15 protein-coding genes are annotated in these 12,660 nt (G+C 68.6%); 7 read left to right on the top strand and 8 right to left on the bottom strand.

What is annotated here, in order from left to right:
• Positions 1–23: 23 nt before the first annotated feature.
• The 5 genes from SJY26_RS08125 (at position 24) to SJY26_RS08105 (ending at position 2,835) form a co-directional block, all read left to right on the top strand.
• Positions 24–302 (top strand): hypothetical protein, encoded by a 279-nt coding sequence (locus SJY26_RS08125; protein WP_396595627.1) that lies wholly within the window; start codon positions 24–26, stop codon positions 300–302.
• Between the two features lie 100 nt (positions 303–402).
• Complete coding sequence (locus tag SJY26_RS08120; protein WP_396595626.1) at positions 403–651, top strand: MoaD/ThiS family protein; 249 nt, start codon at positions 403–405, stop codon at positions 649–651.
• A 2-nt stretch (positions 652–653) separates the two neighbouring features.
• Positions 654–1,124, top strand: a complete 471-nt coding sequence (locus SJY26_RS08115) for a molybdenum cofactor biosynthesis protein MoaE (protein ID WP_396595625.1) — start codon at positions 654–656, stop codon at positions 1,122–1,124.
• Positions 1,125–1,132: 8 nt separating this feature from the next.
• On the top strand, positions 1,133–1,651 hold the full coding sequence (gene moaC, locus SJY26_RS08110) for a cyclic pyranopterin monophosphate synthase MoaC (protein ID WP_396595726.1): 519 nt from the start codon (positions 1,133–1,135) through the stop codon (positions 1,649–1,651).
• Positions 1,648–2,835 (top strand): molybdopterin molybdotransferase MoeA, encoded by a 1,188-nt coding sequence (locus SJY26_RS08105; RefSeq protein WP_396595624.1) that lies wholly within the window; start codon positions 1,648–1,650, stop codon positions 2,833–2,835. Before moaC ends, SJY26_RS08105 begins: the two co-directional genes overlap by 4 nt.
• A gap of 17 nt (positions 2,836–2,852) precedes the next feature.
• Here SJY26_RS08105 and modC read toward each other — a convergent pair whose 3' ends face one another.
• From modC to modA, 3 genes are read right to left on the bottom strand one after another with little or no spacing between them, the layout of a single operon-like run.
• Positions 2,853–3,917: a molybdenum ABC transporter ATP-binding protein gene (gene modC / locus SJY26_RS08100; protein ID WP_396595623.1), complete on the bottom strand. Its 1,065-nt coding sequence runs from the start codon at positions 3,915–3,917 to the stop codon at positions 2,853–2,855.
• Entirely contained in the window at positions 3,917–4,612 is a 696-nt protein-coding gene (gene modB / locus SJY26_RS08095) for a molybdate ABC transporter permease subunit (protein WP_396595622.1), read from the bottom strand. The genes modC and modB overlap by 1 nt, the downstream gene beginning before the upstream one ends.
• A 9-nt stretch (positions 4,613–4,621) precedes the next feature.
• A complete protein-coding gene (modA, locus tag SJY26_RS08090; RefSeq protein WP_396595621.1) occupies positions 4,622–5,389 on the bottom strand; it encodes a molybdate ABC transporter substrate-binding protein in 768 nt (255 codons plus the stop codon).
• Between the two features lie 275 nt (positions 5,390–5,664).
• Here modA and SJY26_RS08085 point away from each other — a divergent pair, with 275 nt between their 5' ends.
• Positions 5,665–6,417: a metallophosphoesterase family protein gene (locus SJY26_RS08085; protein ID WP_396595620.1), complete on the top strand. Its 753-nt coding sequence runs from the start codon at positions 5,665–5,667 to the stop codon at positions 6,415–6,417.
• A gap of 27 nt (positions 6,418–6,444) precedes the next feature.
• Here SJY26_RS08085 and gyrA read toward each other — a convergent pair whose 3' ends face one another.
• Complete coding sequence (gene gyrA, locus SJY26_RS08080) at positions 6,445–9,228, bottom strand: DNA gyrase subunit A (RefSeq protein ID WP_396595619.1); 2,784 nt, start codon at positions 9,226–9,228, stop codon at positions 6,445–6,447.
• A gap of 131 nt (positions 9,229–9,359) precedes the next feature.
• On the opposite strand from gyrA, the gene SJY26_RS08075 reads away from it, so the two are divergent.
• Entirely contained in the window at positions 9,360–9,929 is a 570-nt protein-coding gene (locus SJY26_RS08075) for a superoxide dismutase family protein (protein WP_396595618.1), read from the top strand.
• Here the strand turns inward: SJY26_RS08075 and SJY26_RS08070 are convergent.
• The 4 genes from SJY26_RS08070 to SJY26_RS08055 form a co-directional block, all read right to left on the bottom strand.
• Complete coding sequence (locus SJY26_RS08070) at positions 9,926–10,834, bottom strand: DMT family transporter (protein ID WP_396595617.1); 909 nt, start codon at positions 10,832–10,834, stop codon at positions 9,926–9,928. The genes SJY26_RS08075 and SJY26_RS08070 overlap by 4 nt on opposite strands.
• A gap of 74 nt (positions 10,835–10,908) precedes the next feature.
• Entirely contained in the window at positions 10,909–11,409 is a 501-nt protein-coding gene (gene ssb, locus SJY26_RS08065; RefSeq protein ID WP_396595616.1) for a single-stranded DNA-binding protein, read from the bottom strand.
• Positions 11,410–11,517: 108 nt separating this feature from the next.
• Positions 11,518–11,964 carry a hypothetical protein gene (locus SJY26_RS08060; protein WP_396595615.1) on the bottom strand — a complete coding sequence of 149 codons (447 nt, stop codon included), beginning with the start codon at positions 11,962–11,964 and terminating at the stop codon, positions 11,518–11,520.
• Positions 11,961–12,659, bottom strand: a complete 699-nt coding sequence (locus SJY26_RS08055) for a hypothetical protein (RefSeq protein WP_396595614.1) — start codon at positions 12,657–12,659, stop codon at positions 11,961–11,963. Before SJY26_RS08055 ends, SJY26_RS08060 begins: the two co-directional genes overlap by 4 nt.
• Between the last annotated feature and the right edge of the window lies 1 nt (position 12,660).

Genomic DNA, 12,660 nt, shown 5'->3' with positions numbered 1-12,660 from the left:
GGGTGGGGGCCGGAGGTCTGGTGATGAAATTTCAGAACAATCAGGAGCGACGGATTGTGGCGGGCGGGCTGTTCGTCCTTTCCAGTTCGCTGGCCGCGCTGGGTGCAGCCCTTTCCGCCATGGCCCTCGACCATATGGCGTTCGCCGCCAGTCTGTGCGGCCCGCTGGCCGGTCACTGCCTCGTCTGTTTCGCCGCTGTGGGCACCCTGGCCGCGGCCGTTGCGGCCGGTCTCGCCGGAGCCTCCCTGTTTCGCCCGGGCCGCAGGCTCAGCAGGGTGAAAGCCAGGTCCAGGTCGGCGTAACCGGACCGCAGTCCGCAGCGAACGTCTGACGCCTCCGGACGCCCGTCCGGGAACGCTGTCGCGGGTTTGATCCCGGCGGGACGCCCGCTATGAAGACGCCATGACCCGCATCCTGTTCTTCGGCCGCGTCGCGGAACATCTGGGGCCGGAGTGTCAGCTCGACCTGCCGTCCGGGGGTCTGGGCATCGGCGAGATCCGCAGGGCCCTCGCCGCCAGGGACGCCGCGTCCGCAAGCGCGCTGCTGCGAGCCGATGTCCGGGCATCGGTCGACCTTGTTGTGGTCAGCGACGAGACCCGCGCCCGACCGGGCCAGGAGATCGCTTTCTTTTCCTTGTTCTCGGGCGGCTAGGGATGGCCCTCGATATCCGGCTGAGTGCCGTCCCCCTGTCCGTCCCCGCAGAATTGGAGGCCTTTCTGGCCGGCCGTACGGCGGACGGTGCGGTCGTGACCTTCACGGGTCTGGCGCGCGACAGGGGGAAGGACGGCGCGGTCGTCGAGACCCTGACCCTCGACTGGTATCCCGGCATGACCGAACGGTCGCTGCGTGACCTCGCAGAGGCTGCGGCCGCCCGCTTTCCGATCACGGATCTGATTCTCGTCCACCGCTGTGGCGACATCACTCCCGGCGAGCCGATCGTCCTTGTCGCAACGGCCGCGCCCCACCGGCGGCCGGCCTTCGAGGCCGCCGACTATCTGATGGACCGTCTGAAGACAGACGCGGCCTTCTGGAAGCGCGAGACCGGGCCGGCCGGAGCGCGCTGGATCGAGCCCGCGGATGAGGACCGCGATGCCCTCGCGCGCTGGAAGGACGAGACGCCCTGATGAACGAGATGGACGACCGCCCGGAGGACACCCCCGCCGACCGACTGACCCATCTGGACCGCGCCGGACGCGTGCAGATGGTGGATGTCGGCGGCAAGGCGTCGACGGCGCGCCGGGCCGTCGCCGAGGGTCGGGTCCTCTGCTCGCCCGCCACGCTGGCTCTGGTGCGCGAGGGCGCGGCCCCCAAGGGGGCGGTGATCTCCACGGCAGAACTGGCCGGGATCATGGGGGCCAAGCGGACCGCGGACCTGATCCCCCTGTGCCACCCGCTGGGTCTCGACAGGGTCTCGGTGACGGTTGTGGTGGACGACGCCCTGCCCGGCTTCGTCATTATCGCCGAAGCCCGGGTCAAGGGACCGACCGGAGTCGAGATGGAGGCCTTGACCGCCGTCTCGGTGGCCTGCCTGACCCTCTATGACATGCTGAAGGCCGCCGATCGCGGCATGACCATCACCGGCATCCGGCTGCTGTCCAAATCCGGCGGCCGGTCGGGCGACTGGACCGCGCCGACGGGGTCGATGGCGTGATCGACTTCGAGTCCGCCCTCGCCCTGGTCCTGGCCGAGGCCCGCCCGCTGGAACGGGAGACCGTGCGCATCGAATCGGCGGCGGGACGGGTGCTGGCCGAGGATCTGGGCGCCCGTGGCGATGCCCCCCGCACGGCCGTGTCGACCATGGACGGCTATGCGGTGCGTGAGGCCGATCTGGCATCCCTGCCCGCACGCCTGCCGCTTGCCAGCGTCGCCTTTCCGGGCCGGAGCGACCGTCCCGACCTGCCTCCCGGGACCTGCGCCCGGGTCTTCACCGGTGCCCCTTTGCCAGACAGCGCCGACCGGGTCGTGCCCCAGGAAGACGTCAGTCGCGACGGCGACGAGGTTCTCTTTGCGTCAGCCCCGGGTCAGGCCCGGTTCATCCGCGCGGCCGGGTCTGATTTCCGGGCGGGCGAGACCCTGCTGGCCGCTGGCACAGTGCTCGGCTATCGCGCCATGGTCGCCGTCGCCGCTGCGGACACCAACTCCTTACCGGTCATTCGTCGCCCCCGCGTCGTGGTCCTCGGGACCGGCGACGAACTGGTCGAGCCCGGTCAGGCGCTGGAAATCCCCGGCAGCGTTCCAGACAGCGTCACTCGCGCCATTGCGGCGCTCGTCGGAGCATCCGGCGGGGAGGTCTTCGCCCGCCACCGTCTGGGGGATGCGCCGGCGGCTCTGGAAGGCGCAGCCCGTCAGGCCCTCGATGACGCCGATCTGGTGGTGGTCACCGGGGGCGCGTCCGTGGGCGAGAGAGATTTTGCCCGGGCCATGTTCGAGCCGTTCGGCCTGGACCTGATCTTCTCGAAAGTGGCGATCAAGCCCGGAAAGCCCGTCTGGTTCGGACGCGCCTGTGGTCGGCTGGTCCTGGGCCTTCCCGGCAATCCAGGCTCGGCGATGGTCACCGGCCGGCTGTTCCTGGCTCCGCTGATCGCCGGACTGGCCGGGCGCGACCCGGCCGCGCTTATGGATTGGCAGAACGCGACCCTGACGGCTCCCCTGCCCGCCTGCGGTGACCGGGAGACCTTCGAGCGCGGCCGCCGCGTTGATGGCGGCGTTGCCATACTGGACGCGCGCGAATCCGGCGACCAGAAAGCGCTGGCGGCCGCGGATGTGCTGATCCGCCGACGCCCCGGCGCGCCCGGACTGGAGGCGGGCCAGACCGTCAGCGTCCTCGCCTTCTGAGGTGCCCCTGCGCGGCGTCAGACGTAGCGGGCCGCCGCCGTCGCCTTGACGAGCGCGATGACGGTGCCCCCCGGCTCAAGGCCCAGCTGCTCGCTGGCCTGCCGGGTCACAAGCGCCTTCAGGGCCAGGCCGCCCGCGTCCAGCCGCACCAGAACACCATCGGTCCGGACGTCGAGGGCCACGACCCGCATGGGCAGCCGGTTCTGGAAACTCGCCCCAACCGGGTCGGTCAGGGCCAGGGCGACATCCCGGGCGTCGACCACAATGCGCACCCTGTCCCCCGGGACGACCTCGAGCAGCGGAGCCAGGAACTGCGTCCCTGCCAGATCAATCCGCGTGGCCTGACCTGCGAGATCATGCCCCAGGACCCGACCCTCCAGGATGGACAGGGGCGCGCTGAGCCCGGCAGCGGCTTCCGCCCCCGGGCGATCGAAGGCCTCCTGCGGCGATCCCCCGTCCAGCGCTTGACCCTCGCCGACCAGAACGACGCGATCCGCGAGGCGGGCGATCTCCTCGACCGCGTGACTGATGTACAGGATAGGTGGCCCCTCGCGCGCCAGCCGGTCCAGATAGGGCAGGATGTCGCTGCGCCGGGCTCCGTCCAGCCCCGACAGGGGCTCGTCCAGGATCAGCAAACGGGGCCGGGTCAGCAGGGCTCGCCCGATCGCGACCCGGCGGACCTCTCCCCCCGACAATGTTCCCGGCCGTCGCCCCAGCAGTGGCTTCAGCCCGAGCAGGGCGGCGACCGCCTCCAGCGGGGGCGACCGGTCGCCGGCCCGGCGCGCGCCATACAGCAGATTGCCGGCGACGCTGAGATGGGGAAACAGGCGCGCGTCCTGAAAGACATAGCCGATCCGGCGCTGCCAGACCGGCACACTGACGCCGGTCTGACTGTCGAAAAGGACCTCTCCGTCGAGCGTGAGCCGGCCGTGACGGGGACGGACGAGGCCGGCGACCATATCGGCCACCGTCGTCTTGCCACTGCCTGACCGGCCGAACAGGCAGGTGATGCGGGCGTCGCTCACGAAGCCGACCGACAGGGAGAAGTCGCCCCGGGTGATCTCTGTGGAAACCTCCAGCATCAGCCCGCGCCTCCGACCCGCTTCGCCACAGCCCGCGCACCCCACTCGGACACAACCAGCGCCCCGACCGAGACGAGCACCGAAATCACGATCAGCCGGAGCGCGGCCGCATCGCCGCCCGGCACCTGGGTCAGGCTGTAGATGGCCAGGGGCAGGGTCCGGGTCTCCCCCGGTATGCTGGCGACGAAGGTGATGGTGGCCCCGAACTCGCCGAGCGCCTTGGCAAAGGCGAGTACCGCCCCCGCCGCCACGCCGGGCAGGGCGAGTGGCAGGGTGATGGTCAGGAAGCGAACGATAGGCGACGCCCCCAGGGTTTCGGCCGCACGCTCGATCCGGGGATCAACCATGTCGAACGACAGCCGCACCGCGCGGACCAGCAGGGGAAAGCCCATGACCGCCGCCGCCAGCGCCGCCCCGGTCCAGTCGAAGGCGAAGACGATTCCGACCGGCTCCAGCAGACGGCCGAGCGGCCCGTTGCGACCGAACAGCAGCAGCAGGGCATAGCCCGTGACCACCGGCGGAAGAATGAGCGGCAGATGGGTGACGCCAGCCACGAGGGCCTTGCCCGGAAAGCGATGGCGCGACAGCAGATAGGCAAGCGCCACCCCTGGCGGCAGGCTGAACAGCGTCGCCGTCACCGCCACCTTCAGCGACAGGCCGATGATCTGCTGTTCCTCGGGGCTGAGGGTGAACATCGCGGACGGTCAGGCCGGGGACGGAACGAAGCCGAACCGGCGGAACAGGGCCTGTCCCTCCGGCCCGGCCAGCCCGTCCAGAAAGAGACCTGCCCCGGCTGTGTCTCCCTCGCCGTCCCATCGGCGGACGAGGGCGGCGGGATAGAGGATGGCCGGATGGCTGTCGGCTGGAAAGCGCGCCACCACCCGGACACGCGGCTCCACCCGGGCATCGGTCGCATAGACGACGCCCAGCGGGGCCTCGCCGCGGGCCACAAGGGCCAGGGCCGCCCGAACATCCGCCGCCGGCGCGATCCGGTCGCGAACGTCCGCCCACAGATTCAGACGCGTCAGGGCAGCTTCGCCATAGCGGCCCGCGGGCACGGCGGGTTCGGCCATGGCCAGCCGGCCCTCCCCCAGCCTTTCGCCAAGCGCCGACGCCGAGGTCAGGTCCAGCGGGGCATCCGCGGTTACGGCCGGGGCAATCAGGACCAGCCGGTTGGCCGCAAGCGGGCGTCGGGTGCCGGGCACGATCAGCCCCCTTTCCTCCGCCCAGTCCATCCAGACCTCGTCGGCCGGGATGAAGAGGTCCGCCGGCGCACCTCCCGCAATCTGACGGGCCAGCTGCGCACTGCCGGCATAGCTCACCCGCACGATCCCGCCGGACCGTTGTGCGTGTTCGGCAACCGCAGCGTCCAGCACCTCACGCAGACTGGCGGCGGCGAAGAGGTCGATCCGGGGAGCGCGGTTGCGGTCCCGGGGCGTACAGGCCGCCAGACCGCCTGCGCCCAGCAGCATCAGCGCCGATCGTCTACGGATGTTCGTCCTCGCCATCCTGTCCCGCCTGACACGTGACCCGACCACCCGGTTCACCTGCGCTGGGGTAGCATGGCCGGAGGCCGCTGCCGAAGGCCCCGAAGGTCCGGACAGGGAGTCCACGCCTGTTCACCGGCTCGCTCGCGCTTGAACCGTCGCATCCGACCGGGCATTGAATACTCATGTTTTCGCGCCTCTTCGCTGATCGATCGAAACGGGCGACGTCGAGCACTCCGCCCGACTGCGTGATCTGGGCCGTGGGTGACATCCACGGTCGGGCCGATCTGGCCGACCCGCTCATCGACGCCATCCGCGCAGACCTGTCCGCCACCTCCGCCTCACGAAAGGTGCTCGTCTTTCTCGGCGACCACGTCGACCGTGGCTCGGGATCAAAGGCTGTCATTGACCGGCTGGTCAGCCTGGCGGCGGAGCCGGATCTGGAATCGCACTTCATTCGCGGCAATCATGAAGACCGGATGGAGGCGTTTCTTGAGGATCCGCGGGTCGGGACGAGTTGGTGCGATTACGGCGGCCGGGACACGCTGATGTCCTATGGCGTCAACCCGCCACCCATGCGCGGCGACGCGGACGCCTGGGCCGAAACGTCGCGCGCCCTGGCCCAGGCCCTTCCTGTCGCACATCGAACCTTGCTGGCCGGACAGGAGAGCTCGGTCTCGATCGGCGACTATTTCTTCACCCACGCTGGGGCCAGGCCCGGCGTGGCCCTGAGCGAGCAGTCACCCGAAGATCTGATGTGGATCCGACAGGCCTTCCTCGACCACGCCGCCCCCTTCGAGCAGGTGATCGTCCATGGTCACACGCCCACCGAACACGTGGTCTCAGACAATCGGCGGATCGGCGTGGACACCGGGGCATATGCGACCAATGTCCTGTCGGCCGTGCGGCTGGAAGGCACGAGCCGCAGCGTGCTTCAGGCGACCGGGCGGGGGCCTCATGTCTCGGTGATCAACCGCGACCTGCCGAACACCAGCCGGTCAGGTCGCGGTTGATCTCATTCGTGCGACGGATCCCGGGGCTCAGGCCTCGCCCTGCGGTTCGCTCTCGTCCTCGGCCCCGCCACCGGAGTCCGCAAGCCGTTCGACCGAGACCACCTTCTCGCCCTCGGCGGTGCGGAAGATGGTGACGCCCTGGCTGGACCGGCCGACGATCCGGACCTGGCTGACCCGGGTACGGATCATCTGGCCGCTGGAGGTCACCATCAGCAGGTCGTCGGTCTCCTCGACCGGGAAGGCGGCGGCAAGCCGCTTGCCGGCGCGACCGCCCAGGCCATGGGCCGTCAGACCCTGCCCGCCCCGGCCGGTGCGGCGATACTCATAGGCCGAAGACCGCTTGCCGAAGCCGGTCTCGGTGACCGTCAGGATGAATTGCTCGGCGGCGCCGAGTGCGGCGATGCGCTCCGGCGAGATCGGGGCGTCGGCCGTGCCTTCGGCCTCGTCGTCGACCTCCGCGGAGGTCGTGTCGTCCTCACCTTCGGTGGCCCGCCGCATGGCATTGGCATGCTTCACATAGGCGGCACGCTCATCCGGCGTGGCATCGACCCGGCCGAGAATGGCCATGGAGATGACCGCGTCATCGCCCTGCAGCCGCACCCCGCGCACGCCGGTGGAGTCCCGGCCCTTGAACACCCGCACATCGTCGGCCTTGAAGCGGATGGCCCGGCCGCCCGCCGTCGTCAGGAGGACATCGTCCTCGGCCGTGCAGAGGGCGACACCGACCATATGGTCGCCCTCCTCCAGCTTCATGGCGATCTTGCCGGCGCGGTTGACCGTGGCGAAGTCCGACAGCTTGTTACGCCGCACATCGCCCGAGCGGGTGGCGAACAGGATGTCGTAGTCCCCCCAGGTCGTCTCGTCCTCAGGCAGGGGCAGGACGTTCATGATGCTGTCGCCCGGCTCGATCGGCAGCAGGTTGACGAAGGCCTTGCCGCGCGAGGTCGGCGCGCCCAGCGGCAGGCGCCAGACCTTCAGCTTGTAGGCCTTGCCGTTGGTGGCGAAGAACAGGACCGGCGTATGCGTGGAGGCCGAGAACACGCCAGTGATGGCGTCCTCGTCCTTCATCGTCATGCCGGACTTGCCCTTGCCGCCGCGGTGCTGGGTCCGGTAGGCGTTCAGGGCGACGCGCTTTACGTAGCCGCCGTGGGTCACGGTCACGACCATGTCCTCGCGAGGGATCAGGTCCTCGTCCTCGAGCTCGAAATCGCCCTCGCCGATGACGGTGCGGCGCGGCACGGCGAACTGTTCGCGAACGTCCAGCAGGTCCTGGCGGATGATGGCCAGGATGTTTTTCCGATCCGACAGGATGGTCAGGTGGCCCTGGATGGTATCGGCCAGCCCCCGCGCCTCGCCGAAGATATCGTCGCGGCCCAGACCGGTCAGGCGGCTGAGGGTCAGACCCAGAATGGCGCGCGCCTGTTCGTCGGTCAGGTTCAGCTTGTCGCCCTCGATCAGCACGCTGCGCGGATCGGCGATCAGTTCGACCAGGGCAATCATGTCCCCCACCGGCCAGGACTTGGCCTGCAGGCGCTCGCGGGCCTCGGCCGGATCGGCGGAGGAGCGGATGATGTGGATGACCTCGTCGATATTGGCTACGGCCACGGCCAGACCGACCAGCACGTGGCCGCGGTCGCGGGCCTTGGCCAGTTCGAACTTGACGCGGCGGACCACCACCTCCTCGCGGAAGTCGAGGAAGACCTCCAGCATTTTGCGCAGGCCCATCTGTTCGGGACGGCCGTGGTTCAGGGCCAGCATGTTGACGCCGAACGACGACTGCATGGCGGTGTAGCGCCACAGCTGGTTCAGGATCACATCACCAGAGGCATCGCGCTTGAGCTCGATGACGATGCGCATGCCCTGGCGATCGCTTTCGTCACGGACGTCGGAAATGCCTTCCAGCCGCTTCTCGCGGACCATTTCGGCGATGCGCTCGATCAGGGTCTGCTTGTTGACCTGGAACGGCAACTCGGTGACGACGATGGCCTCGCGGTCCTTGCGGATGGTCTCTACCGAGGCAACGCCGCGCACAACGACCGAACCCCGGCCTTCGCGGAGGGCGTTGCGCGGCGCGGTGCGGCCCAGGATTTCGCCGCCCGTAGGGAAGTCAGGCCCCGGCACGATGTCCAGGATCGCGTCGTCGGAAATGTCCGGATCGTCGAGCAGCGCCACGCAGGCATCGACGATTTCGCCAAGATTGTGCGGCGGGATGTTGGTGGCCATGCCGACGGCGATGCCGCCCGCGCCGTTGACCAGCAGGTTGGGGATCCGCGCCGGCAGGACGACGGGCTCCAGCTCCTTCTCGTCGTAGTTGGGCTGGAAATCGACCGTGTCCTTGTCGATATCGGCCAGCAGGGCCACGGCCGCCGGAGCCATCCGGGCCTCGGTGTAACGCATCGAGGCGGGCATATCGCCGTCGACCGAGCCGAAATTGCCCTGGCCGTCGATGAGCATCAGCCCCATCGAGAAGGGCTGGGCCATACGGACGAGGGCCATATAGACCGAGGCGTCGCCGTGCGGGTGGAACCGGCCCAGCACATCACCGACCACACGGGCGCACTTCGAATACGACCGGTCCGGCGTCATATTCAGGTCGTGCATCGAATACAGGATGCGCCGGTGAACCGGCTTCAGCCCGTCGCGCGCGTCCGGCAGGGCGCGGCTGACGATCACGCTCATGGCGTAGTCGAGGTAGGAGCGTTTCAACTCGTCCTCGATCGAGATCACGGAAATGTCGCCGCCCGGATCGGACGGTCCGCCCGCCCCGCCGTTTGCAGGCGGGAGCGCGTCGTTGTAGCTGTCGTCGGTCAAGAAATGCTGGCTTTGAATGGCCGGAATCGGAACGTGATCCGCTGCCGGGTTTTCTAGCATCCAGAACCCCCGGAGGCAAAGCGTCGCGCCGGTTCCGTCAGCCTCCGTCTCATCCGTCAAAGGACGAAAACATGCGCTTCACTGCCCTCGCCGCCCTCGCCGTCTCTCTCCCCCTGACCGCCTGCGTCAGCGTGACCGAAAACGACTACAGCGCGCCGGCCGTGGCGCGCGCCCCGATGGGCGATTTCGGAGAGGCGACGTTGGTCAACGCTACGGGGGCCCGGATCGGGCGGGCGGTGCTGACGCAAGGCTCCACCGGCCTGCTGATCCGTATCGAGGCCACCGGCCTGACGCCCGGTTGGCACGGCGTGCATATCCATGCGACCGGCGAGTGCGCCGCGCCGTTCACCTCGGCCGGTGCCCATGTGAACCATGGCGATCCCAAGGCCCCGCACGGCCTGCTTAACGCCGCCGGTCCGGACGATGGCGATCTCCCGAACATACACGCGGGTGCCGACGGGGCCATCAACGCCGAGGTGTTCACGACGCGCGCGAGGATCGCCCGGGAAGGCCCCGGCCAATGGTTGTGGGACGCCGATGGTTCGGCCCTGGTTATCCATGCCAACGCCGATGATCATCGGACCCAACCCATCGGTGGGGCTGGCGACCGGGTGGCCTGCGGCGTGATGGCGGCGGGCTAGGCCTTCGCCGCCCCGGCGCGGAGGCCGCGCTCGGCCAGCGCGACCACCGCGACCCCGGCCATGGTAAGCACGGCACCGGCAAGGATCTGGACCGAGAGCACATCGCCCAGCCAGCCCCACCCGATGCCGATCGACACCACGGGCGTGGCGAGGAAATAGGGCGTCACGCGCCCGGCCTCGCGCTTCTGCACCAGCCAGAACACCATACTGGTAGCGAAGACCGACGAGATGACGCCGGCCCACAGCATGCACAGCCAGATCAGGGGAGGCGCGGCGCGCACCGCCTCGATCTGGCCGGTCTCGAATGCCGCAGAGCCGAGGGCGAGGGTCGGGAGAGCCACGAAAGCCAGCAGGCCTTGCATCTTCAGGGGCGGGATGGACGTCGTCCGGCGCGCGATCACCGTCGTCATGCCCCAGAAGGCGGCGGCGATGATGATCAGAACGATGGCGAACCAGTCCTTGAGGGCATGGGGATCCGCCGACATCCAGACGATGCCTGCCAGCGAGACCACCATCCCGACCACAGCCGCGACCGACAGCCGCTCCCCCAGCAGAAGGAAGGCGAACAGTGCCGTGAACGGGATCCAGAGCTGGGAGGCCACCGCCACCGGACTGACGTCCTGGGCCGTGGCAAACCCCAGATAGAGAAAGCCATAGTGAAGGGGCCCGCCCAGCACGACGATCAACACGAGGCTCTTCCAGTTTGGAAAGGGAGGCCGCACGAACGGGGCAAGGCACAGGGCAGCGATGGCGAAGCGGATCGCCGCGGTCAGCAAGGGCGGCAGGACCTCGGTCGCGACCTTGGCCGCGGCGTTGTTGGCCCCCCAGATCACGACGATGGCCACGATCGCGCCGATCTCCAGCAGGGTCAGCGGGCTGTGGGGTTTGTCGGGGATCACGGGCACGCCCGGCCTATGGCATGGCCGGGCGTTCAGGTCGGCTCACATTCAGTGAGCCGAGGTTTCGACCTGGGTGGGGACTAGAACGGGATGTCGTCGTTCAGATCGTAGCTTTCGCGCGGACCGGACGGCTTGTTGGCCCCCCCGGTCGAGAAGCCCGAGGAATAGTCGTCGTCATTGCCGCGACCGCCGCCACCCTGCGAGGCCCCGCCCCCTTGAGAGGCACCGTCCCGGCCCCCCAGCATGGTCAGTTCACCTTTGAACCGGCCGACCACGATCTCGGTCGAGTATTTCTCGACGCCCTGCTGATCGGTCCATTTGCGCGTCTGCAGCTGGCCCTCGATATAGACGGTCGAGCCTTTTTTCACATAGTTTTCAACGACCTTGACGATATTGTCGTTGAAGATGACGACCCGGTGCCACTCGGTCTTTTCCTTGCGCTCGCCCGAGGCCTTGTCGCGCCAATTCTCGGAGGTGGCGATCGACAGATTGGCGATGCGATCGCCGTTCGGCATGGACCGGATTTCCGGATCGCGACCCAGATTGCCGATCAGGATAACCTTGTTGACGCTGCCTGCCATGATGAAATCTCTCTTTCGTTCGCCTGAGGACGAACTCCGTCCCGGCCGACAATCCATGGCCCTGCGAGCCACGCCCGCCGAACCGTTAACATTTGTTCCGAGTTTGTTCTAGTCCACCGGGAACGGCGGCGGGGCCGGTGGTGCGGCCTCCTCGACGATCACGCCCAGTTCGGTGATATCGCGCTCAATGGCACCGGGCACGGCCAGTCGCCCGTCGCCCGTGCGCGCCAACGCAAAGAACCGGGGACCATCAAGGCTCCGGCTGAAGGACACACCCCGCCCGTCCACAAAGATGAACTGCCCCTGGAAGGCTCCCGTCACTTCACGCCGGGAACCGCCCATACGATTGAATCTCAGCCGCATTTCCTCCAGCCGGGCGGCGCACATCTCGACTTGGGCCTGGTCACGGGCCAGCACATTGAACACGACGTCCTCGCCCTCAGGGCGCTCGACCGCGAAACACACTCCTGGATCGAACGGAGCCCTGGCCGGCTGGGCGCAACCCGCCGCGGCCCACCCGGCCGCGAGCAGGGCAATGGTGATGGACCGGCTCAACCGCCCAGACCCGGGAACTGGCAGTTGCGGTCCTGGTCAGCGAGAATCCGGAAGCGGGCATTGTCGTTGGACTGTTCCACGCGGCGCGGGACGAGGCGCAGGGTCAGACTACCATGGCGGCCATACTGCGCATCGCCCGGGCGCACACAGGTGCCAGCATAGAGCGACTGGACGCACTGGTTCAGGCTCATGTCGGCCGAGATCTGGCGCCACTCCGAACCGGTGAAACGGAGGCACGGGGTGCCAGACGCGCGTTCCACCCGCGGTTCGGGCTGGGTCGCGGCCATACCAGCGGCCGGATCACGAAGCGACCCCGGGTCGTCGTTCTCGGCCAGATCCTGATCAGGCAGGTCTGGCGGTGGCGCAAACGATGCGGTCGGTGCCGCGGCCAGGTTCCCGGTCTCGTCCAGTCCGACATCGAGAGCATCGGTGGCCAGACCGTTGCGGCGGGCACAATCCGACAGGGTCGCCATGCCGATGAACTGGCCGTCGACGAAACACCGCAGTTGCCGGGTCGGCTCCAGTGCCGGTGCGTCCGCAAGATCGACCTGCAGGCCACCACGCGCCTCCGATGGCCCCGTCGCGGAGGCCGGTTCGCGACTTCCACCGAACACCATAGCCATGACGATGGCCGCCAGAATGGCGAGGCCGGCGCCGACCGCCAGGATGACGCGGTTGTCTTTGGGAAACTGCATG

It is taken from the genome of Brevundimonas sp. R86498 (assembly GCF_044598075.1).
In the GTDB taxonomy this organism is placed as follows: Bacteria; Pseudomonadota; Alphaproteobacteria; order Caulobacterales; family Caulobacteraceae; genus Brevundimonas.
This window is presented reverse-complemented; position numbering and strand designations above follow the sequence as displayed.

What these genes read in the sequence shown, in the direction of transcription:
- SJY26_RS08125 (WP_396595627.1), top strand. Translation starts at nt 24, where the DNA reads ATGAAATTTCAGAACAATCAGGAGCGACGGATTGTGGCGGGCGGGCTG.
- SJY26_RS08120 (WP_396595626.1), top strand. Translation starts at nt 403, where the DNA reads ATGACCCGCATCCTGTTCTTCGGCCGCGTCGCGGAACATCTGGGGCCG.
- SJY26_RS08115 (WP_396595625.1), top strand. Translation starts at nt 654, where the DNA reads ATGGCCCTCGATATCCGGCTGAGTGCCGTCCCCCTGTCCGTCCCCGCA.
- moaC (WP_396595726.1), top strand. Translation starts at nt 1,133, where the DNA reads ATGGACGACCGCCCGGAGGACACCCCCGCCGACCGACTGACCCATCTG.
- modC (WP_396595623.1), bottom strand. Translation starts at nt 3,917, where the DNA reads ATGCTGGAGGTTTCCACAGAGATCACCCGGGGCGACTTCTCCCTGTCG.
- modB (WP_396595622.1), bottom strand. Translation starts at nt 4,612, where the DNA reads ATGTTCACCCTCAGCCCCGAGGAACAGCAGATCATCGGCCTGTCGCTG.
- modA (WP_396595621.1), bottom strand. Translation starts at nt 5,389, where the DNA reads ATGCTGCTGGGCGCAGGCGGTCTGGCGGCCTGTACGCCCCGGGACCGC.
- SJY26_RS08075 (WP_396595618.1), top strand. Translation starts at nt 9,360, where the DNA reads ATGCGCTTCACTGCCCTCGCCGCCCTCGCCGTCTCTCTCCCCCTGACC.
- ssb (WP_396595616.1), bottom strand. Translation starts at nt 11,409, where the DNA reads ATGGCAGGCAGCGTCAACAAGGTTATCCTGATCGGCAATCTGGGTCGC.
- SJY26_RS08055 (WP_396595614.1), bottom strand. Translation starts at nt 12,659, where the DNA reads ATGCAGTTTCCCAAAGACAACCGCGTCATCCTGGCGGTCGGCGCCGGC.